This window comes from Bacillus sp. FSL K6-0972 (assembly GCF_037976035.1).
Classification (GTDB): domain Bacteria; phylum Bacillota; class Bacilli; order Bacillales; family Bacillaceae; genus Bacillus; species Bacillus haynesii.
This window is the reverse complement of the sequence record NZ_CP150260.1, coordinates 2,834,694-2,854,043: the sequence shown is the minus strand read 5'-3', so window position 1 is coordinate 2,854,043 and position 19,350 is coordinate 2,834,694. Positions and strand designations below refer to the sequence as shown.

Sequence of the window (19,350 nt, the reverse complement as noted above, 5' to 3'; positions counted from 1 at the left end):
GTAGCACACATCATGCTTCAAACATGACACTTGTCATGTTTCCTTCACTCGAATTGATTGATCAAGCATAAGAAGATTGACAATGTCATGATGGGGCAAATCCGCATGATAAGATGGTAAAGAAGGGAAGTTGTAAAAGTACGATGATTGTTTAATTAAACAAAGTTCTTTTACAATGATGTAATTGATAATCATATTTTAGTCATTTGATAAGGAGTGAATTCATATGTCACGAATGGAAAATAAAACATTTAATTGTGAAAAGGAGTTGACGCTCAACATTATCGGAGGAAAGTGGAAAATGCTGATTTTGTGGTTTTTAGGTAAAGAAGGTACGAAAAGGTTCGGAGAATTAAAAGCCTTGATGCCCGGCATTACGCAAAGAATGCTGGTGAATCAGCTGCGTGAATTAGAAGAAGATCATATTGTACATAGGGAAGTATATCCGGTTGTTCCCCCAAAAGTTGAATATTCCCTTACAAAACAAGGAGAAAGTTTAATGCCTATATTAGAGGCGATGTATGATTGGGGTAAAAATTATATAGAAACTAACTTTTCAAAAGATGATAAATAGAATGATTGACTTGAGATACTGTTTTGGAGACAGTATCTTTTTCTATACCATATGAGGAAAAGTATAGTATGTAAAAAAAAAGTGCGTACTATGATTGGAATTTCCCCCTTGTTATACTCTTGGTGTAACAGAAATATTAAAAGAATAATCCGCGGAATTCTTAATTCAAACAGGGGTGATTGTAAGTGGAATTACAGTTAGCATTAGATTTAGTCAATATACCGGAAGCCATCAAAGTAGTAAAAGAAGTAGAAGAATACATTGATATTGTTGAAATCGGGACGCCGGTTGTGATAAATGAAGGACTCCGTGCAGTAAAAGAGGTGAAAGGCGCTTTTCCGAATTTGAAAGTGCTGGCAGACCTTAAAATTATGGACGCGGCCGGGTATGAAGTAATGAAAGCCTCAGAAGCAGGAGCCGATATCATCACCATTCTAGGAGCCGCTGAAGATATGTCTATTAAAGGCGCTGTAGAAGAGGCAAAAGCTCAAGGGAAAAAAATCCTGGTGGATATGATTGGGATTAAAGACATCAAATCACGCGCTAAGGAATTGGATGAACTTGGTGTCGATTATATTTGTGTGCATACGGGTTATGATCTTCAAGCCATTGGCCAAAATTCATTTGAAGACTTAATGACCATTAAGAATGTAGTAAAAAACGCTAAAACGGCTATTGCAGGCGGAATTAAATTGGACACATTGCCCGAAGTCGTTAAATTAAAACCTGATTTGATTATTGTTGGGGGCGGTATTGCAAATCAAGATGATAAAGCTGCGGCAGCCGCAAAAATGAAGCAGATGATTCAACAATCATGAAGACTTATGATTATGTAAAAGCGATCATCGCAGAGCTTGATCATGCAACCTCCCAAAATCAGGCGGAAGAAATAGAGAACTTCATATCCAGTATCATGTCTTCTGAAAAAGTGTTTGTTACCGGTGCGGGTCGTTCCGGTTTAATGGGGAAGTCATTTGCTATGAGATTAATGCACTTGGGTTTGAATGCATTTGTAACAGGAGAAACCGTAACTCCGGCATTTACCGAAAACGACTTGCTTATCGTGGGGACAGGATCAGGGAAAACAGAAAGTTTGCTTCATATGGCGGAAAAGGCAAAAGATATCGGAGGCACTGTAGCATCAGTTACCATCTCTCCAGATTCGCCAATCGCTGAAATATCTGATCTTATACTGCAGCTCTCGGGTTCACCTAAAGATCAATCCACGGGCAATAAACAGACGATACAACCGATGGGATCGCTTTTTGAACAGACTCTTTTATTGTTTTATGATGCTATCATATTGCGAATTATGGAAATTAAAGGGTTGAATACTCATAACATGTACGGAAATCATGCAAATCTTGAATAAATACTTCTTCATGTAAAGAAAGTCACCATCCGCTATCTCGGATGGTGATCTTTTTTTAACATATAATTTACATCTTTATTATGATTTTAAAATGTGAATATCGTAAAATAAAATTCCGGTGGTACAGGGATTCTAAATGATATATGAAGAAAGGAGCTTATCATGCTTACAAGTTTTAACCTGATTGGGTTTATCCTTTTAATTGTTTTTGTTGCCGTAATCATATTCGGGTTGAGAAAGCTTGTACTTTCTTTAAGAAATAAGTAGAGTGTTGATAATCATATTGTTGTCACATTTTGATGAAGTGTTGCTTACATACTAATCTCCTAAAGATTGGGCGCTAGCTAATCTTTAATGACTCAGACCTTGTATCATCTATTCTGATAAACGAGTGATGGATGATCAATTATTGAACATATTTTGGTTATATGTTATGTTTTTATCAAGTTAGCAGAAAACATTCCTTGTACCCAAATCGAAACAATTCATCAGGGACAGGTAAAACCTCTTATTTCTCTAACGAAATTTAAAATGATCAAAAAGGGGATAAACAAATGCCATTATTACGTTTCGATCTAATAGAAGGCCGTGATGAACAAGCATTAAAAAAATTATTAGATACCGCACACGATGCGATGGTAGAAGCGTTTAACGTTCCGGAGAAAGACCGCTATCAAATTGTCCATCAGCATCCGGCGAATGAGCTCATCATCCAAGATACAGGCTTGGGATTGAATAGATCAAAGGATCTGGTTGTGATCAGCATCACCAGTAAAACAAGAACAGAAAGCCAAAAAGAGAAATTGTACGCTTTACTTGCTGAAAGGCTTGAAGCGGAGTGCGGCATTTCACCTGAAGATGTCATGGTGTCCATCACAGAAAATGGAGATGCCGATTGGAGTTTCGGCCTCGGCGAGGCGCAGTTTTTAACTGGAAAGCTGTAAGCGGGCAAAAGGAATGTTGACAGGGACATCTGAATCCCTCCAGAAAAGCTTAAGCTGCTGACGAGACGTCAGCAGCTTTTTTCTTTATATTTCTCCGGGTTTTCTCTTATTTGCTCTTGGCCATTTGTGGTGCATCACATATTGAGTCATCGTGTTAAAAATAACCGCCCATTGGTTTTCGGTGAGCGTTCCAACGGTTTTTTCATTGTTGATTTTTAGACTTTTTCTTAAGTGCTTCATTTGACGCGGAGTAAAAATTCCGCGTAAAGCAACACAGAAAGGGGCTTGCGGCTCCTTGAGCGCATATTCAGCAAGCCCAAGAAATGCAATGTAATGTTTATGTGATATAGGCGCTTCTTTTTTCCGTGTTATTCTAACCATTGCCGAGTCCACTTTTGGAGGGGGAGAAAAATGTTCTTTCGATATTTCTCTGACAATGCCAATATCAAACCACATTCTCCAAGCTAAAACATAGGAATTTTTCATGAATTTTGATGTGAATCGTTTAGCAGCCCCTTTTTCCATTACGATGATGCCTTTTTGAAATCCGCTTGCAGGATTGTTCAAAAGCATTTTCATGATGGGGGTTGTGATGGCATAGGGAATATTAGAGACCACCACAAACTTTTCTTTTGGTAAATGAATCTTCATGATATCTTGATGAATAATTTTCGTATTTGAGTGATGTGCTGTTTTACGTGTGAGTATATCAACGAATTTAGAATCGTTTTCCACTGCCAATACCTTACCGGCTTTTTGACTTAGCACAGTTGTCAAAGCACCTTTTCCAGCCCCTAACTCTAAAACTGTATCGTCTATGCCAATATTTGCCCAATCCACAATTTCTTCAATTAATTTTTTATTATGCATCAAATGCTGTCCGGAAAAATTCGGAGATTCCCTGCGATTTAGCTTTTTTCCTCTGTACTTATGATTTTTTTTCTTCACGTTTCCTCTTCCTCTCATCATAAAAAATCACAGGCGGTCTGCCTGTGATTCAGAGTAAAGGGAAGAGCCATCCTTTAAGGATGAAGCCGCGGTATTTCCATAACCAAATAAGCCTTTCTCAGCCGTTAGAAAAAAAGGATTAAACAAAAAAGAAAGGCAGAACGATCCGCCTTTCTCCAAGTTACAAATTTTATATGCAAAATGAAGATTATTAAAAAAGGACAGACTGATCCCGTTTACTCTGCATACACAAACAGAGCCTTTGAACGTATTTAATTACTGGTTCAAAGTTGGGAAACGCAGTCTCATTGAGTGTGTCATTTTTTAATAATCCTCCTGAAAAGTTAAAGTTACGATCTCATTGTAGGGTATTCTTTGGAAAACGTCAACGGCTGGAATTTTCTCACCCTATAAGAATATCGAAGGAGGCAATCAGGCAAGGCGTGTGTTAAGAACGGGAGTCAACTAACATTGAAATTATAAATGCGATTGTCTATACTTTAAAATATATAAATCATAACAATTTCGATTTGAAAATAACTCATGTAGAAAAGTGGTGCAATAACATTGAATCAATCAGTCGCATTCTCACGGCATCGCAGGCTGCGCTCAACGCCGGGTATCCGGGATTTAGTAAGAGAAAATCGGCTTTCCACTAACGATTTCATATATCCTCTATTTGTCCAAGAGGGTAGGGGGTTAAAAACAGAAGTACCTTCCATGCCGGGCGTTTATCAACTGACATTAGATTTATTAGAAGAGGAAATTCATGAGTTAAGAACACTCGGAATTAAAGCAATTCTTCTCTTCGGAATTCCAAGTTGGAAAGATGATTTGGCAACGTCTGCTTATGCGTCAGATGGAATTGTTCAACGAGCGGTTAGGCAAATCAAGGCTTTAGATTCTGATTTGGTCATCATTACAGACACATGTATATGTCACTATCAAACAGAAGGCCATTGCGGCATACCGGTAAACGGCAGGATTGATAATGACGTGTCTTTAGATATACATGCAAAAGTCGCCATATCTCAGGCTGAGGCAGGGACCGATATTCTGGCGCCCTCAAGCATGATGGATGGATTTGTGACGTATATACGACATGCGCTGAATGAATCGGGTTATAAAGACATACCGATCATGTCGTACGGTATTAAATATGCTTCAAGCTATTATGGGCCATTTCGCGATGCCGCGGATAATTCGCCCGCTTTCGGTGACCGCCGGACCTATCAGATGGACCCGGCAAACCGTTTGGAGGCTTTTCGTGAGGCTCAGTCCGATATTGAAGAGGGAGCGGATTTTATGATCATTAAACCTGGTCTGCCTTATTTAGACATCATCAGGGATATGCGAAATTCTCTCCAGATTCCGCTGGTTTCGTATCAAGTAAGCGGAGAATATGCCCAAATAAAAGCTGCATCCCAAAACGGCTGGATTGACGAAAAAAATACAGTGTTGGAAAGCATGCTTGCGATGAAGCGGGCCGGAGCGGATCTTATTGTTACATATTTTGCAAAAGATATAGCAAAATTTCTTCGGGAGGAATCATGAAACGGGCAGCGATCATATTCATTCGATTCTACCAAAAGGCGATATCACCTCTTTTCCCGCCGACTTGCAGATTTTATCCAACATGCTCCAACTATGGGCTTGAAGCGATTCAAAGGTTCGGGTTTATCAAAGGCAGTTGTCTGCTCATCAAACGATTACTGAAATGCCACCCTCTTCATCCGGGAGGCTTTGATCCTGTTCCGAGCCAAACAGATCAAAAAAAGGAAGGGGATTCAAATTAATATTGTAGGATGATCTTTTGATCGTTTTTTCTGCAGGGCAGGCAGGGGAAGTTGACCACTTTCCTGAAGAATTCCTGCACATTCAGAGCAGTAAATGAAAAGGCTGCATAAAGATGACCGGGTCTATGTTTCAGCAATACACCCGGTCATCTAATTGTGTATTTTTATACGAGAAATATCACGACCTAAATCAAAAAAAGTCATAAAAAATAAGGAGTTATATATATTTTACATGACTAATATGTATAACTCCTTTAGTTCTTGTTCAATAATCGCGCCCGATTGTGGAAGATCGTTATTAAACTAAAGCCCCCGATAGTTGAATAAAAAAAGCAAAAGAACTTGCTATTTCACAAATACATCCACCAAATTTTCAATGTTAGTTTGTTTTTCATACATACTGATAAAAAAATAAAACCTTGTTAAAACTTTACAAGACAAACTGAATTGACTATAGTCTAATTAGACCAAAATATTGATGTAAAGAAGTGGAAATTAGATGATAAAGTCTTTTTTAATGTTGGGGCAGTCGAATATGGCGGGCCGTGGATTTTTGAATGAAGTAGACCCTATCTATAATGAAAAAATAAAAATGCTGCGCAATGGACAGTGGCAGATGATGACAGAGCCGATTAATTACGACCGTCCGGTTTCCGGCGTTGGCCTGGCGGCATCTTTTGCAGATGCATGGTCGAAAGCTCATCCCGATGAAGAAATTGGCTTGATCCCTTGTGCGGAAGGTGGCAGTTCATTGAATGACTGGCATCCGGAAGGCATCCTTTTTCAGCATGCTTTGTCCGAAGCCCGCTTCGCCCTCCGGTCCAGTCAAATTTGTGGAATCCTTTGGCACCAGGGTGAGAGTGACAGTTATCGTTCGCTACATGAAACTTATTACGAGAAATTAACCCTTATCATCGAGACGCTAAGAAACGAGTTGAAACTTGATGAGGCACCGTTGATTATTGGAGGGCTTGGTGACTTTCTTGGGAAGACCGGTTTTGGACAGCACGCGACCGAATTTCGACAGGTTAATGAACAATTGCTGCGTTTTGCTAATGAACAACAGAATTGTTATTTTGTTACTGCAGCAGGTTTGACTGCGAATCCTGACGGCATTCATTTAGACGCAGCTTCACAACGCAAATTCGGTTACCGCTATTTCGAGGCTTTTTCGAAAAAGTACCATATCCTGAAACCCATTTCGGGAGAGGAGCAATCACTGAAAGTGAATGGTGACTATTCTAAAACAGAACAGATTTACCTTCATAGCATGGATTTGGCTTCGGGTAAAATCACGTACGCGGAATTTGAGGCGAGGATGGCGAAGGTGATGAAACCATAATTCCCTTACTTATCCTTGGCTTGCTAATCCAAAACCCCGGAGCTCACGGCTATGAACTGCTGGCCTGTTTGTTGGACAAGCAAATAATATACAATTATTTAACCGATTTATAAATGAAAAACTCCCCAATCTAAATTCTTTAATAGATTTGGAAATGATAGGACTTTTTCTCGCATCCTCTCCAACGATCGGTTTGGCAATGTGAGGGCCGATTAAACCAATAAAGCCAATTGCTCCAACAATCGAAACGGCTCTGCGGTTCCAGAGATGAAAAATAAAAGAGCATTTGTTTTCTTTAAAGAAAGGCCCAGGAGCACAGCTATTCTGTTCCCAGCCTTCAGGCATTTGCGATTCCCGCTGTCAACAATCCCGCAATGAGCGCAGGAACTGCAATTGGCCATAAAAGGTTCAAGTGAATCCAAACCCTTCCATTCAGTGATCCGATCGTCCACAATAAAATGCTTCCAAGCGCTTCTTGATGTCTTAGTAAAGTAAATGAAGTCACAGCTTGCAATACCGCTGAAATTAAAATGCCGTTTAACAAAAAGACAGACGACATCTTCTTGGTATAAGCGCTTAATACATAAACGAAAACAGCCGCCAAAATTCTGCCGAAGCATTCAAAAAATGGCAGAAAAAATGAAAGCTGCAAATGAGCAGGCCCAAATGTAATCCGCTCGAAGACGGACTTCCGTCTCTTAAGTTATCGTGAACACCGCTAAGCCCAATCACCAAATCCGGTTCATATTGATAAATGTTCTGAAGATTAGGTTCATAAAACGTGCCGCCGATTAATGGGATCTGATGGTCTTTCCCATAAAATTCGTCTTCATAGCGTACCATTCAACAAAGATAAAAAAGTCATTTAAAAGGAAGCAAAAAAATTAGGAAAAAAAGCTTCCCATGGATGTATCAGGCTTGCGATTCCAGATGCAAAATGGATGTATGAAAACATACCTGAAAAAACAAAAGTTGTGATCAGCTGATTTGGCTCGTTTTATTGGTCAAGTTAGGAGACTCTTTTTTAAGAGTCTTCTTTTTGCAAATATCGGTGGCATTCGAAATTGACGCATGAAGAGAAAAGGCGGTCAAAAACACCCCCTTTCTGCTTGTTAAAATGTTTCATATAATAAACATAAATGATATGCAGAGGAAGTTTAGTTTTGATCAGACATAGGAAACAAAACAACCGCAACTGATCTTTTCATGCTGATGTAGCCGTTTATGGAGAGCATTAAAACAAATAAAGTGGATTTGTAATGATTAGATGAAGTGAAAGAGCATGATAATGGAGTTAAAGTAATGAATTTAATTTAAGAAGGAAGTGAAAGCATGGATCTTGAAACGGTTATGAAAGAACTGGAAGCGTTGGGTACGGAAAACATGAAAAAAAGATACATAACGAATGGTGCACACGAACCGCTGTTTGGCGTGGCTACAGGCAAAATGAAGCCGCTCGCAAAGAAAATCAAGAAAAATCAGCCCTTGGCAGAGCAGCTTTACGCTACCGGGAACTACGATGCCATGTATTTTGCCGGCATTATTGCTGACCCAATGACAATGACTGAAGCGGATTTTGAGCGGTGGATCGATGCGGCGTATTTCTATATGCTATCTGATTATGTTGTTGCCGTAACTTTGGCAGAAACCGATTTTGCGCAGGCTGTTGCTGATAAATGGATCTCAAGCGGTGAAGAGCTTAAAATGTCGGCAGGCTGGAGCTGTTACTGCTGGCTTTTAGGTAATCGACCGGACGATGAATTTAATGTAACTAAAATTGCCAGTATGCTTGATCAGGTGGAACGTACGATTCACGATTCTCCAGATCGAACAAAATCGGCTATGAATCATTTTATCTACACAGTCGGGATTTCATATTTGCCGCTTCATGAAAAGGCGGTTGAAACCGCAAAAGCAGTAGGCCCGGTCGAACTCAGGCGAGGCAAGAAAAAAAGCAGTATCCTGAACGATTCCAAAAATATCCAAAAAGATATTGATAGAGGCCGTCTCGGTTTCAAACGGAAATATGTAAGGTGTTAGCATAGTTTACAGTAAACCATCTAAAAATAAATAGGAAGTGGAATATGGAAAATAACGTTTTTGAACAGATGGCAAAGCGATATGATACAGAAGAAAGAATTGAATTAGCTAAAGTGATCGTGAATGAAGTAAGACCGGAATTGAGAAATAGTCAATCAAAATCTTTAATCGACTATGGGAGCGGTACGGGTCTCATTAGTTTAGAATTATCAGATTTAGTACATTCTATTTTGTTGGTCGATTCATCAAAACAAATGTTGGAGGTGGCGAAAGCTAAAATTTCCCGCAAAGGAATTGCCAACGCAAAAGTGCTTTATTCAGATTTTACCCAAGAAACCCCTGAACTGAAGGCAGACATCGTTTTAATGTCACTAGTCCTTCTTCATATTCCGGATACGAATAAAATTTTACAGGAATTGTTCGGCATTTTAAATGATGGCGGTAAGCTTATCATTATTGATTTTGACAAAAATGATAAAATACAACATCCGAAAGTTCATAGTGGTTTTTCGCATGAAGAATTGAAAAAAAGATTATCCGATGTTGGATTTAAATCAACTGAAATTAAAACATTTTATCATGGTCATCGTATTTTTATGGATCAAGATGCCTCAATGTTTGTATCCAGCAGCATAAAGTGATTTCTTGTTTTTTATAGAGAAAGCCGGAAAATGAGACCCGGCTTCTTCCGCTTCTCCGCCCGATAAAACTCATGAAACATCTTCATCAGCACCCGTTTTTCAAGTCCGGACACGTGCTCCGAGAAAATCCCGAGCTCCTTCGCGATTTCGCATTCGCGCTTTTTCTTTAATCAATGCCGAAGCGGCCGACGATGACTTCTTTTTCTCTGCCGTCAAAGATATCGATGTATTTTTTGATTTTAAAGGAGCGCTTATTATATTTCCCTTTCTTTGCAGGAGCTGTAATTTGATTTATCCTCAGCAGTCCAGTATTATACACATAGGGGTATATGTATTGGGCAGGTGATATTCCATTAGGATAAAGCTTGTCTGGAAAAAAAGTTTTCAATGGTTAGATCCTTAACGAATGTGACAGAAATGCATGACAGTTCATATGTGCATAGTAGCCGTTTTGCGAAAAGTTGTTAAAAGGATATGTTATCATCATAAGGAAATGGGAGGTTATCTGATGGAATACGATGATCAATTAAAAAATAGGATCAAACGAGTTGAGGGTCAAATTCGAGGGATATTAAAAATGATGGATGAAGGAAAAGAGTGCAAAGAGCTTGTAAGCCAAATGTCAGCGGTTCGTTCTGCATTAGATCGCGCCATTGGTGTTGTTGTAAGCAGTAACTTGGAGAAATGCGTTCGCCTTCAAATCGAAAGAGGAGAAGATACCGAAGACCTCATTCAAGAAGCAGTTAATTTATTGGTTAAAAGCAGATAATGTTTTAGACGGCTGTTTATAATACAGCCTCTGTATACCCCTAGTTAAAAGAAAATCCCTTGAGGGTATAAAGAGCCGAAACTTATATTTTTTTATATTTTAATATACCCATACGGGTATAAGTATGTAAAAACAGGAGAGTTGATATATGTCAGACCAAAAAGAAAAAACGACCATTGTTTTATTTAGCGGTGACTTAGATAAGGCGATTGCCGCTTTTATTATTGCAAATGGCGCCGCTGCTTATGATCATGAGGTAACAATTTTTCATACATTTTGGGGGCTTAACGCTTTAAGAAAAGATGAACCGGTGCAAGTAAAGAAAGGACCGCTTGAAAAAGCATTTGGCTTTATGATGCCCCGTGGTTCAAAGAAATTCGGATTATCTAAAATGAATTTTGCCGGTATCGGGCCTAAAATGATCAAACATGTCATGAAAAAGCACGGCGTGCTATCTCTGCCTCAACTGATTGAAATGGCGCAAGAACAAGGAGTTAAGCTTGTTGCCTGTACAATGACAATGGACTTGTTAGGCTTGCAAAAAGAAGAGCTCATCGACGGCCTTGATTATGCAGGTGTTGCCGCTTATCTAGGCGATGCCAACGAAGCAAAAGTGAATTTATTTATATAATCTCCAAATTAAACGGTTGCTTCTTCGGGGCTGCAAAACAGGAAATCCTGAAGCAGCCAAATGGAACAGTGATATAAAAGAGAAAATGAATATGGAGGGATGATTGATGAACATCAAAACTGATCGCGTATTAGATGCAAAAGGGCTTGCTTGTCCAATGCCCGTCGTAAAAACGAAAAAAGCCATGAATGAGTTAAAACCGGGGCAGGTAATTGAAGTGCATGCTACTGATAAAGGGTCTCTTGCTGATATACAGGCATGGGCAAAGGGAAGCGGTCACCAGTATCTCGGTACAACAGAAGACGGAGATATATTAAAACATTATCTACGTAAAGCAGGTCACTCTAAAATAAAGAAAGAAAAAACGTTTCCATATACGATCCAAAATAAAGAGCTTCAAAAAAAGGTAGAGGCGGGAGAACGGATAACAGTGGTTGATGTTCGGGAACCTGCAGAATACCGTTTCAGCCATATTCCCGGAGCGATTTCAATCCCATTAGGTGAACTTGAAAAAAGAGCAAATGAACTGAATAGAGACGGGAAAATTTATGTTGTTTGCCGTACAGGTAATAGAAGCGATCTGGCGGCTAAACAGCTTGCAGCTAACGGTTTTAAAGACGTTGAAAATGTAGTGCAGGGAATGGCGGAGTGGTCAGGCCCTATTGAAAAAGACCAATAAAATAAAAATTGGAGGAATGATTTGAACGGCTGCAAAAGTTGCGATCATTGCAACAAGTTCTGATGCCAATTAGACTCTAACATTCTAAGGAGGTTTAAAAGTGAATTTTAGATTCATTTCACCAAAAGAAGTAACCGAAAAGATATTAAGAAAAGAATCGTTTTTTATTTTAGACGTACGAAATAAAGTTGCCTTTAGTGATTGGAAAATCGAGGGCAGTCGGGTTGAACATTTAAATGTTCCGTATTTTGATTTAATTGATGGTGTAGATAAAATTGCAGGCCAAGTTCCTAAAGATCAAGATGTTCTAGTTGTTTGCGCCAAACAAGGATCTTCAGAGATGGTTGCGCAGCATTTAGTGGATGCCGGTTTTGAAAGAGTCCTTGTACTTCAAGGCGGTATGAAGGCGTGGAGCGAATTTTTACATCCAGTAAAAATCGGAGACTTGAAAGAAGGAGGCTCGATCTATCAATTCGTAAGAATGGGGAAAGGCTGTTTATCCTATTTTATCGAGACTGACGGGGAAGCAATTGCAGTTGACCCTGCTCGTACTGTTGATGCATATATAGATTTTGCAAAAGAGAGAAACGTTACGATTAAACATGTGGTCGATACACACTTACATGCGGATCATATTTCTGGCGGACGTTTACTGCGTGAGCGTACAGGAGCTGCATACTACCTGCCGCCAAAAGATGCAGAGGAAGTGCAATTTTCATGTGAACCGCTAGTTGAAGGTGAAAATATTTCTGTAGGAAACGCAGGTATGAAAGCAGAACCTATTTACTCACCTGGACATACGATTGGGAGCACCTCTTTAATAATTGATAATCACTATTTGTTAACAGGAGATATTTTATTTGTTGAATCGATTGGCCGGCCAGACTTAGCTGGAAAAGCCGGGGATTGGGCAGTGGATTTACGCAACACATTATATGAAAAATACAAACAAATATCAGATGACCTGATTGTTCTTCCGGCTCACTTTGCGAATATCAGTGAATTAGGCGATCAAGGGCGAGTCCAAGCTAAGCTGAGTGATTTATATAAAAAGAATGCCGGTTTAAATCTGGATGAAAATGAATTCAGAGGTGCTGTATCAGAAAACCTGCCGCCACAGCCAAATGCATATCAGGAAATCCGTCAAACCAACATGGGCAAAATAACGCCGGATGCTGACAGGCAGAGTGAGATGGAAACTGGACCAAACCGCTGTGCGGTTCATGGATGAATATAGATTTGAAGTAGGGAGAGATAAAAAGTGAAATCAAATAAAGTAATAGATGCTAAAGGATTTGCGTGCCCGATGCCAATTGTGAAAACAAAAAAAGCGATGGATGAATTGCAATCCGGAGAAGTGTTAGAAGTACATGCCACTGATAAAGGGGCAAAAAGTGATCTAACAGCATGGGCGAAGTCAGGCGGCCATGAGTTGCTTAAAAATACAGAGGAAGATGGTGTATTAAAGTTTTGGCTTAAAAAAGGTTAAATGTGATAAAAGGGGGCTATTCCCCCTTTTTATTGATGGAAAGGAGGAAAGGTAGTGGACATATCTTTTATTCTTCTCATATTTTTCATCGGATTCGTTGGCTCTTTTATGTCCGGAATGCTTGGTGTCGGGGGAGCAATTATTAATTACCCGTTGTTATTATACATCCCTGTTTTATTAGGGTTTGAAGGCTTTAATGCTCATCAGGTTTCAGGTATTGTGGCAGTCCAAGTTTTTGTTGCAACATTTTCCGGTGTATGGGCTTACCGGAAAGGCGGTTATTTAAATAAAGAACTGATCTCCATCATGGGATTAAGTATTCTGATCGGTAGTCTAATCGGTGGTTATGGGTCACATTTTTTCTCTGAAGATGTCATAAACATGGTTTACGGAATATTGGCGATTATTGCCGCAGTCATAATGTTTATTCCGAAGACAGGCATAGAAGATCACCAAAATGATCACATTCGTTTTCCAAAGATATTAACGTCAATCATGGCTTTTGTGGTCGGTATTGCTTCAGGTATAGTCGGTGCCGGCGGCGCTTTTCTGCTCGTTCCGCTAATGTTAGTCGTTTTAAAAATACCTACACGAAGCACAATCGCAACATCACTTGCAGTTACATTTATTTCATCGATTGGAACAACAGTCACAAAGCTCGTCATTGGACAGGTGCCTATTATGCCGGCTTTGATTGTAATGGCTGCCAGTCTGATTGCATCCCCGATAGGTGTTTTCATTGGCAAAAAAGCGAATGCTAAAGTTCTTCAAGGTATTTTACTATTCGTTATTATGATTACAACAGTGAAAATTTGGTTTGATATCTTAAATTAATATTTAAGGTTTATGAGAAAATCATATTTAAAATGAATGTCTAACATAGGCAGTTCAGAGAAAATTTCATTTGAAGGAGGGATTGGATGAAAGAGGCTACAGAGCTTACTTCAATAGTGTCAATTGAGAAATTTATAACCGATCATAAATTAAGTTTTATATATATTTCAAGGCCTCAATGCACAGTATGTCACGCTGTTCTGTCGCAGCTTAGAGAACTGTTGGCCCGCTTTCCAAAGATCAAATTAGGACATATAAACGCTGACATAGTGGAGGAGGTTGCCGGCAGGTTTTCAGTTTTCACAGTTCCTGTGCTTCTTTTGTTTATTGAGGGAACCGAATGTCTACGAGAAGCGCGTTTTATTCATTTTGAACAGCTTGAACAGAAGTTAAAAAGAGTCTATCAGTTGTACGAGGAATAGATAGCTGAGGGAGGGTCCATGATGTGTCAAAACCCGGCTTTTTTTGAACGGTATAAAGAAGAAGGAAAGTCAATGGAAAGCGGCTATTTAAGGCAGATCTTCGACCATTTGCAGGATGGGATCATCATGATGGATCAGGAACGTAGAATTCTGGTGATGAATCCGTCCGCAGAGAAGATGACGGGATGGATATTAGGGGAAAAGGTTCCGTACTGTTCCTACTGCCAAACGAGAAAATTGGAAGCGGGAGAAGAGCGTTGTTATTTGCTGGCCAAACGGGAAATTCCTTATTTTCTTTCCGCGATGCCCACCTATGAGGGGCGATTCGTCGACATGGAGATGAGTACGGCTGTCATTTCTGAAAACGGCGATCAAATGGAAGTTCTTTTGGTCCTGAAAGATTTAACGATGAAGAAAAAGGAAGAGGAAGCCAGAATCTCCAAGCTGGTTCTGCAAAAAACGTTAGAAGCTCAGGAAAACGAACACAAGCGGCTGGCCCAGGAACTGCACGATGGTGTAGGGCAATCGCTTTATTCGGTCTCAGTTGGCATTCAAGCGATTCAATCGCGCATGGAGCAGGAAGAAACTTTTAAAGAGTACATGCAGGAAATCATCGATGAACTGGAAAAAGCGATCCAAGACGTCAAGCTTTACTCTCTCCAGCTGCGACCGCACAGTCTCGATCAACTGGGGCTCATCCCTGCTGTCAAGCACCTTGTTTCCAACTTAAACAAGACTCATCAGGATGTTTCAATTACGTTTGCCTCAAGCAATGTCAGCAATCGCTTGCTGCCGATTTTGGAAATCAATTTGTACCGCATCATTCAGGAGGCGCTGCATAATGCCCTGAAATATTCGCAGGCGACACTTATTGAAGTCATACTGTACAAAGAAGATGGTGAGCTCGTTTTGATGATTCAGGACAATGGCATTGGTTTTGAACGCGGCCTGACAGAAGAAGGCTTGGGGTTCAAACATATGAAAGAAAGAGTCGATCAGATGGAAGGAAGTCTTCGAATTCACTCCGCACTTCAGAGAGGTACGACGATTAAAGTGAAAGTACAGGATAAGGAGGGGAGGGGGAGTGATCAGGGTATTGCTGGTCGATGACCACATGATGATTCGCAAGGGCATCCGTGTCCTTTTGGAAGGTTTTTCTGAAATCGAGATTGCGGGAGAAAGCAACAATGGCAACGAAGCCGTTTTTAACACCGCACAGTTGAAACCGGATGTCGTGCTAATGGATTTGTCGATGCCAAACGGGTTGGACGGATTCACAGCGAGCAGTGAGATCAGAAAGTTGAACCCTTCTGTTAAAATCGTGATTTTGACAATGCATGATGAGGAAATTTTTGTCCAAAAAGCGATAGAAGCGGGGGCTCATGGATACGTCTTGAAAAACAGTCATTATCAGTTGCTTTATCAGGCGATTGTCGAAGTGTACAGGGGCAATCTCTTTTACAAGACATCTGTATCGCAAGACATCATTGATCAATGGCTGAATTCAGCGTCCCAAAAGCCGCCTTCTGTTTTAACTGTTCGCGAAAAGGAGATTCTCAGATTCATTGTGCTAGGTTATGCCAATAAGGAGATTGCCAATAAACTTTCAATCAGTGTCAAAACCGTCGAAAACCACAAAACGAATATGATGCAGAAATTAGAACTGGACTCGAAACACGAATTGATCCAATATGCGATCAAAAATAAATATCTCGATCTGTCGTTGTGACATACCTTGTCAGCTTGGGAAGACGGGGCTCACATAAAAGTAGGGGAGTTCCCCTATATAGAAAAAGGAAAATTGATGGTAACTTAAAAAAAGAGAGACGCATCTTTAAGAAAAACATCAACCTTTAAAAACAAAAGGTGGTTGACTATGGCAAGACAAGCTCGTTATTCCATTGTCATTGTAGGAGCTGGGACTGCTGGCATCTCTGTCGCCGCCCGTCTCGTCCGGATTTCTAAAAAACTCAAAGGACGAATTGCCATCATTGACCCGCAAACAAAGCACTACTACCAGCCATTGTGGACATTAGTTGGAGGCGGCGCAGCGAAGAAGGAAGAGTCCGAGCGCGATCTAGCTTCCTTAATTCCCGCTGGTGTCGACTTGATTGCCGATGCTGTAACAGAGTTTCGACCAAATCAGAACACACTTCTTACAAAACAAGGAACGATCGTTTCCTATGATTATCTCGTTGCAGCAGCCGGTTTGCAAATCGATTGGGACGGGGTCAAAGGCTTGAAAGATGCGGTTGGAAAAAACGGGGTTTGCAGCAACTATTCATATCATACGGTAGACAGCACTTGGGAAAATATCCGCAATTTTAAAGGCGGAACCGCCATTTTCACTCATCCTGATTCTCCCGTAAAATGCGGGGGAGCTCCACAGAAAATTATGTACTTAGCAGACGACTATTTTCGCAAGTCAAATGTTCGCGATCAGTCGGACATGATTTTTGCATCAGCGAAATCAACCATTTTTGATGTCACCAAATACGCAAATGCGCTCGAAAAAGTCGTCCGGCGCAAGGATATCCAAACGATGTACAAGAGAAACTTAATCGAAATTCGGCCTGATTCAAAAGAAGCCTTGTTCGAACATTTGGAGACGGGGGAGCAGGAAGTATTCACATATGATCTTCTTCATGTGACTCCACCGATGAAAGCACCTTCATGTATAAAAGAAAGCGCATTGGCGGATGCCGGCGGCTGGGTCGATGTTGATCCGTACACTCTGCAGCACAAAAAGTTTGCCAATGTTTTCGGAATTGGTGACTGTGCCAACTTGCCGACGTCCAAAACAGGGGCGGCAGTTCGTAAACAGGCTCCGGTTGTCGTGCGAAATCTGATGTCCTTGATAAAAGGCTCTTCATTAGATGCAAAGTACGATGGATATACCTCGTGCCCCTTGGTTACAGGGTACAACAAACTCGTGCTGGCCGAGTTTGACTATCACAAGGTGCCGCAAGAAACGTTTCCATTTGATCAGTCCAAGGAACGATTCAGCATGTACCTGTTAAAAAGAAGATTGCTTCCCATCATGTATTGGAATGGCATGTTAAAAGGACTGATGTAAGGCAGGACAAAGCATGATGCGAACTCAAAAAAGGATATATTACGATAAATGTTTCAAGAGGGGGAATACAACATGTTATTGCGCTATTTTTACGATAAAAAACTGGCCCATGCATCCTATCTGGTTGGCTGCCAAAAAACAGGGGAAGCCATTGTGATTGACCCCGGTCGCAATCTAAAACCATATTTGCAAGCAGCCAAGGAAGAAGGGCTAAACATCACAGCGGCCGCAGAAACCCATATTCACGCCGACTTTGTTTCCGGCGCTCGCGAACTCGGCGCTACACATCAAGCGAAGCTGTATCTTTCCGATGAAGGAGACGCAAATTGGAAATACCAATATGTCGATGAATTGAAACATCAACTTGTGAAAGGCGGCGATCGCTTTTCCATTGGTAACCTGATGTTTGAGGTTATGCATACTCCCGGCCATACCCCGGAAAGCATTTCTTTCCTGTTGACGGACGGCGGAGGAAATGCGGATCGTCCAATCGGCATCTTTACTGGAGATTTCGTCTTTGTAGGCGACATCGGCAGACCCGATTTACTCGAAAAAGCGGCGGGGATCAAGGGAACGTCAGAATCGGGGGCAAGAGAGATGTTCAAGTCCCTCATGAAGTTTAAACAACTCCCGGATTACTTGCAGGTTTGGCCGGCTCATGGCGCAGGCAGCGCTTGCGGCAAGGCATTGGGAGCGATTCCAACTTCGACTGTTGGTTACGAAAAGATGTTTAACTGGGCAATGGCTTACACCGATGAAGAGGAATTCGTAAAAGCCTTGCTTGATGGACAACCAGAACCGCCAAAGTATTTTGCTGAGATGAAACGAGTGAATAAAGAAGGCCCTGCATTGCTCAAAGATCTTTCTGCCGTTTTAGAGATTATGTCGATTGAACAAGTGAAAGATTTGCAGGGGAAAGAGCAAATTGTGGATACCCGCTGTTCCCGAGAATTTGCTGAAGGCCACATCAAAGGCACGATCAACATTCCATTCAACAAGGCGTTTACGAACTGGGCAGGCTGGCTCATCGACTACAATCGTCCTGTGTACTTCATAACGTATCCGGCTGAAGTGAACGAACTCGTGGAAGCGCTGCGCTCTGTAGGCATTGACAATATTGCAGGGTTTATGGATCGTGACAAAATTCTGGAAAGCGGTGCTTTTTCACTTGAATCGTACGCGGAGATCATACCACTGGAGATCGCAAAATTAGTGGAAGACGGATTCGTGCACGTGCTTGATGTTCGCAATCTGACTGAATGGCAGGAAGGTCATATTCCGAATGCGCAACACATCATGCTGGGAACGCTCCCAGAACGGCTCGATGAAATTAGAAGGGACTGTCCGATTCTTGTGCAATGCCATTCCGGAGCCCGATCTGCAATAGGGGCCAGCATCCTGCAAGCTAACGGCGGTTTCAAACAAGTATTGAGTTTAAGCGGCGGCATTGTCCAATGGCAGAAAGACGGGCTTGCCATTTCAACCCCTTGCAGCGAATTAAAATGAAAGAAAGTTTCTCTGCTCAAGCGCATGGAATAAAAAGTCAAGAGGCCGCTATGTCTTACTCCCGGCCTCTTGACTGATAGTATTTCCGCTTTTCCTTCTCCGTCTGATCACTCTTCTGAAACATATCCGCAGCGCCCGCTTCTTCGTTTTTCTCTTTCTTCGAATCAAGGCCGACGATGACTGTTTTTCCCGTCCGTCCACGATGAAATACATTTCGTTGCATACAAAAAGCGATTTGTTGACTTTAGGAAATTGACATTGACAAAAGTATTGTGCAAAATACCCCC

General features: G+C 41.0%; 23 protein-coding genes and 4 pseudogenes. 22 read left to right on the top strand and 5 right to left on the bottom strand.

The genetic code is table 11. The annotated features are described in order from the left end of the window. Positions 1–226 precede the first annotated feature (226 nt). From MKX80_RS14475 to MKX80_RS14460, 4 genes are all read left to right on the top strand, one after another. The gene (locus tag MKX80_RS14475) at positions 227–574 is read left to right on the top strand and encodes a winged helix-turn-helix transcriptional regulator (RefSeq protein ID WP_043928395.1); all 348 of its coding nucleotides are present in this window, start codon (positions 227–229) and stop codon (positions 572–574) included. 185 nt (positions 575–759) lie between these two features. Then, the gene (gene hxlA / locus MKX80_RS14470) at positions 760–1,392 is read left to right on the top strand and encodes a 3-hexulose-6-phosphate synthase (RefSeq protein WP_154994479.1); all 633 of its coding nucleotides are present in this window, start codon (positions 760–762) and stop codon (positions 1,390–1,392) included. Next, positions 1,389–1,946, top strand: a complete 558-nt coding sequence (gene hxlB / locus MKX80_RS14465) for a 6-phospho-3-hexuloisomerase (RefSeq protein WP_154994477.1) — start codon at positions 1,389–1,391, stop codon at positions 1,944–1,946. The genes hxlA and hxlB overlap by 4 nt, the downstream gene beginning before the upstream one ends. Positions 1,947–2,500: 554 nt before the next feature. Next, positions 2,501–2,890, top strand: coding sequence for a tautomerase family protein (locus tag MKX80_RS14460; RefSeq protein WP_075752183.1), 390 nt, complete (start codon positions 2,501–2,503; stop codon positions 2,888–2,890). An 84-nt stretch (positions 2,891–2,974) separates the two neighbouring features. On the opposite strand, the gene erm is transcribed toward MKX80_RS14460, so the two are convergent. Beyond that, positions 2,975–3,838, bottom strand: coding sequence for a 23S ribosomal RNA methyltransferase Erm (gene erm, locus MKX80_RS14455; protein WP_154994475.1), 864 nt, complete (start codon positions 3,836–3,838; stop codon positions 2,975–2,977). Between the two features lie 567 nt (positions 3,839–4,405). On the opposite strand from erm, the gene hemB reads away from it, so the two are divergent. From hemB to MKX80_RS14435, 4 genes and pseudogenes are all read left to right on the top strand, one after another. After that, positions 4,406–5,392: a porphobilinogen synthase gene (hemB, locus tag MKX80_RS14450; RefSeq protein WP_154994473.1), complete on the top strand. Its 987-nt coding sequence runs from the start codon at positions 4,406–4,408 to the stop codon at positions 5,390–5,392. Continuing rightward, a complete protein-coding gene (gene yidD / locus MKX80_RS14445) occupies positions 5,389–5,634 on the top strand; it encodes a membrane protein insertion efficiency factor YidD (protein WP_216930324.1) in 246 nt (81 codons plus the stop codon). Before hemB ends, yidD begins: the two co-directional genes overlap by 4 nt. Positions 5,635–6,133: 499 nt before the next feature. Next, positions 6,134–6,976: a sialate O-acetylesterase gene (locus MKX80_RS14440; RefSeq protein ID WP_268328527.1), complete on the top strand. Its 843-nt coding sequence runs from the start codon at positions 6,134–6,136 to the stop codon at positions 6,974–6,976. Continuing rightward, positions 6,973–7,083 (top strand): annotated as a pseudogene (locus tag MKX80_RS14435) (PadR family transcriptional regulator); the annotation flags it as partial. The gene MKX80_RS14440 and the pseudogene MKX80_RS14435, both read left to right, overlap by 4 nt. Before the next feature lie 91 nt (positions 7,084–7,174). Here MKX80_RS14435 and MKX80_RS14430 read toward each other — a convergent pair. Continuing rightward, positions 7,175–7,321, bottom strand: a pseudogene (locus tag MKX80_RS14430) (hypothetical protein); the annotation flags it as partial. Then, entirely contained in the window at positions 7,314–7,628 is a 315-nt protein-coding gene (locus MKX80_RS14425; protein ID WP_261763358.1) for an iron chelate uptake ABC transporter family permease subunit, read from the bottom strand. The pseudogene MKX80_RS14430 and the gene MKX80_RS14425, both read right to left, overlap by 8 nt. Before the next feature lie 178 nt (positions 7,629–7,806). On the opposite strand from MKX80_RS14425, the pseudogene MKX80_RS14420 reads away from it, so the two are divergent. The 3 genes and pseudogenes from MKX80_RS14420 to MKX80_RS14410 form a co-directional block, all read left to right on the top strand. Further along, positions 7,807–7,962 (top strand): annotated as a pseudogene (locus MKX80_RS14420) (L,D-transpeptidase family protein); the annotation flags it as partial. A 346-nt stretch (positions 7,963–8,308) separates the two neighbouring features. Then, a complete protein-coding gene (locus MKX80_RS14415) occupies positions 8,309–9,016 on the top strand; it encodes a DNA alkylation repair protein (protein WP_268343001.1) in 708 nt (235 codons plus the stop codon). A gap of 44 nt (positions 9,017–9,060) precedes the next feature. Then, positions 9,061–9,657 (top strand): methyltransferase domain-containing protein, encoded by a 597-nt coding sequence (locus MKX80_RS14410; protein ID WP_268299042.1) that lies wholly within the window; start codon positions 9,061–9,063, stop codon positions 9,655–9,657. 11 nt (positions 9,658–9,668) lie between these two features. On the opposite strand, the pseudogene MKX80_RS14405 reads toward MKX80_RS14410, so the two are convergent. After that, positions 9,669–9,898: pseudogene (locus MKX80_RS14405) on the bottom strand (sigma factor-like helix-turn-helix DNA-binding protein); the annotation flags it as partial. A gap of 267 nt (positions 9,899–10,165) precedes the next feature. On the opposite strand from MKX80_RS14405, the gene MKX80_RS14400 reads away from it, so the two are divergent. The 11 genes from MKX80_RS14400 to MKX80_RS14350 all read left to right on the top strand — a co-directional run bounded on the left by MKX80_RS14400 (position 10,166) and on the right by MKX80_RS14350 (position 19,063). After that, positions 10,166–10,426, top strand: a complete 261-nt coding sequence (locus MKX80_RS14400; RefSeq protein ID WP_154994463.1) for a metal-sensitive transcriptional regulator — start codon at positions 10,166–10,168, stop codon at positions 10,424–10,426. A gap of 148 nt (positions 10,427–10,574) precedes the next feature. Next, positions 10,575–11,057, top strand: coding sequence for a DsrE/DsrF/DrsH-like family protein (locus MKX80_RS14395; RefSeq protein ID WP_154994461.1), 483 nt, complete (start codon positions 10,575–10,577; stop codon positions 11,055–11,057). A 106-nt stretch (positions 11,058–11,163) separates the two neighbouring features. Beyond that, entirely contained in the window at positions 11,164–11,736 is a 573-nt protein-coding gene (locus MKX80_RS14390; RefSeq protein WP_268343003.1) for a sulfurtransferase TusA family protein, read from the top strand. A 100-nt stretch (positions 11,737–11,836) separates the two neighbouring features. Beyond that, positions 11,837–12,967, top strand: coding sequence for an MBL fold metallo-hydrolase (locus tag MKX80_RS14385; protein WP_182070324.1), 1,131 nt, complete (start codon positions 11,837–11,839; stop codon positions 12,965–12,967). Between the two features lie 30 nt (positions 12,968–12,997). After that, entirely contained in the window at positions 12,998–13,225 is a 228-nt protein-coding gene (locus MKX80_RS14380; RefSeq protein WP_154994455.1) for a sulfurtransferase TusA family protein, read from the top strand. A 54-nt stretch (positions 13,226–13,279) separates the two neighbouring features. Then, positions 13,280–14,059: a sulfite exporter TauE/SafE family protein gene (locus MKX80_RS14375; RefSeq protein ID WP_182070325.1), complete on the top strand. Its 780-nt coding sequence runs from the start codon at positions 13,280–13,282 to the stop codon at positions 14,057–14,059. An 86-nt stretch (positions 14,060–14,145) separates the two neighbouring features. After that, positions 14,146–14,481, top strand: coding sequence for a thioredoxin family protein (locus tag MKX80_RS14370; RefSeq protein ID WP_182070326.1), 336 nt, complete (start codon positions 14,146–14,148; stop codon positions 14,479–14,481). Positions 14,482–14,499: 18 nt separating this feature from the next. Then, positions 14,500–15,591, top strand: coding sequence for a PAS domain-containing sensor histidine kinase (locus MKX80_RS14365; protein WP_154994449.1), 1,092 nt, complete (start codon positions 14,500–14,502; stop codon positions 15,589–15,591). After that, positions 15,566–16,210: a response regulator transcription factor gene (locus tag MKX80_RS14360; protein WP_073426115.1), complete on the top strand. Its 645-nt coding sequence runs from the start codon at positions 15,566–15,568 to the stop codon at positions 16,208–16,210. The genes MKX80_RS14365 and MKX80_RS14360 overlap by 26 nt, the downstream gene beginning before the upstream one ends. Positions 16,211–16,357: 147 nt before the next feature. After that, positions 16,358–17,557, top strand: a complete 1,200-nt coding sequence (locus MKX80_RS14355) for an FAD/NAD(P)-binding oxidoreductase (protein ID WP_154994445.1) — start codon at positions 16,358–16,360, stop codon at positions 17,555–17,557. 72 nt (positions 17,558–17,629) lie between these two features. Then, positions 17,630–19,063, top strand: coding sequence for an MBL fold metallo-hydrolase (locus tag MKX80_RS14350; protein ID WP_268343004.1), 1,434 nt, complete (start codon positions 17,630–17,632; stop codon positions 19,061–19,063). 55 nt (positions 19,064–19,118) lie between these two features. Here the strand turns inward: MKX80_RS14350 and MKX80_RS14345 are convergent, their stop codons facing one another. Further along, entirely contained in the window at positions 19,119–19,286 is a 168-nt protein-coding gene (locus tag MKX80_RS14345; protein ID WP_182070328.1) for a hypothetical protein, read from the bottom strand. Between the last annotated feature and the right edge of the window lie 64 nt (positions 19,287–19,350).

Excerpts from the sequence above, each read along its gene's own strand:
- MKX80_RS14475 (WP_043928395.1), top strand. The coding sequence starts at position 227 with ATGTCACGAATGGAAAATAAAACATTTAATTGTGAAAAGGAGTTGACG.
- MKX80_RS14390 (WP_268343003.1), top strand. The coding sequence starts at position 11,164 with ATGAACATCAAAACTGATCGCGTATTAGATGCAAAAGGGCTTGCTTGT.
- MKX80_RS14365 (WP_154994449.1), top strand. The coding sequence starts at position 14,500 with ATGATGTGTCAAAACCCGGCTTTTTTTGAACGGTATAAAGAAGAAGGA.
- MKX80_RS14370 (WP_182070326.1), top strand. The coding sequence starts at position 14,146 with ATGAAAGAGGCTACAGAGCTTACTTCAATAGTGTCAATTGAGAAATTT.
- MKX80_RS14355 (WP_154994445.1), top strand. The coding sequence starts at position 16,358 with ATGGCAAGACAAGCTCGTTATTCCATTGTCATTGTAGGAGCTGGGACT.
- MKX80_RS14460 (WP_075752183.1), top strand. The coding sequence starts at position 2,501 with ATGCCATTATTACGTTTCGATCTAATAGAAGGCCGTGATGAACAAGCA.
- yidD (WP_216930324.1), top strand. The coding sequence starts at position 5,389 with ATGAAACGGGCAGCGATCATATTCATTCGATTCTACCAAAAGGCGATA.
- MKX80_RS14345 (WP_182070328.1), bottom strand. The coding sequence starts at position 19,286 with ATGCAACGAAATGTATTTCATCGTGGACGGACGGGAAAAACAGTCATC.
- MKX80_RS14350 (WP_268343004.1), top strand. The coding sequence starts at position 17,630 with ATGTTATTGCGCTATTTTTACGATAAAAAACTGGCCCATGCATCCTAT.
- MKX80_RS14410 (WP_268299042.1), top strand. The coding sequence starts at position 9,061 with ATGGAAAATAACGTTTTTGAACAGATGGCAAAGCGATATGATACAGAA.
- MKX80_RS14415 (WP_268343001.1), top strand. The coding sequence starts at position 8,309 with ATGGATCTTGAAACGGTTATGAAAGAACTGGAAGCGTTGGGTACGGAA.
- MKX80_RS14440 (WP_268328527.1), top strand. The coding sequence starts at position 6,134 with ATGATAAAGTCTTTTTTAATGTTGGGGCAGTCGAATATGGCGGGCCGT.
- hxlB (WP_154994477.1), top strand. The coding sequence starts at position 1,389 with ATGAAGACTTATGATTATGTAAAAGCGATCATCGCAGAGCTTGATCAT.
- MKX80_RS14400 (WP_154994463.1), top strand. The coding sequence starts at position 10,166 with ATGGAATACGATGATCAATTAAAAAATAGGATCAAACGAGTTGAGGGT.
- MKX80_RS14395 (WP_154994461.1), top strand. The coding sequence starts at position 10,575 with ATGTCAGACCAAAAAGAAAAAACGACCATTGTTTTATTTAGCGGTGAC.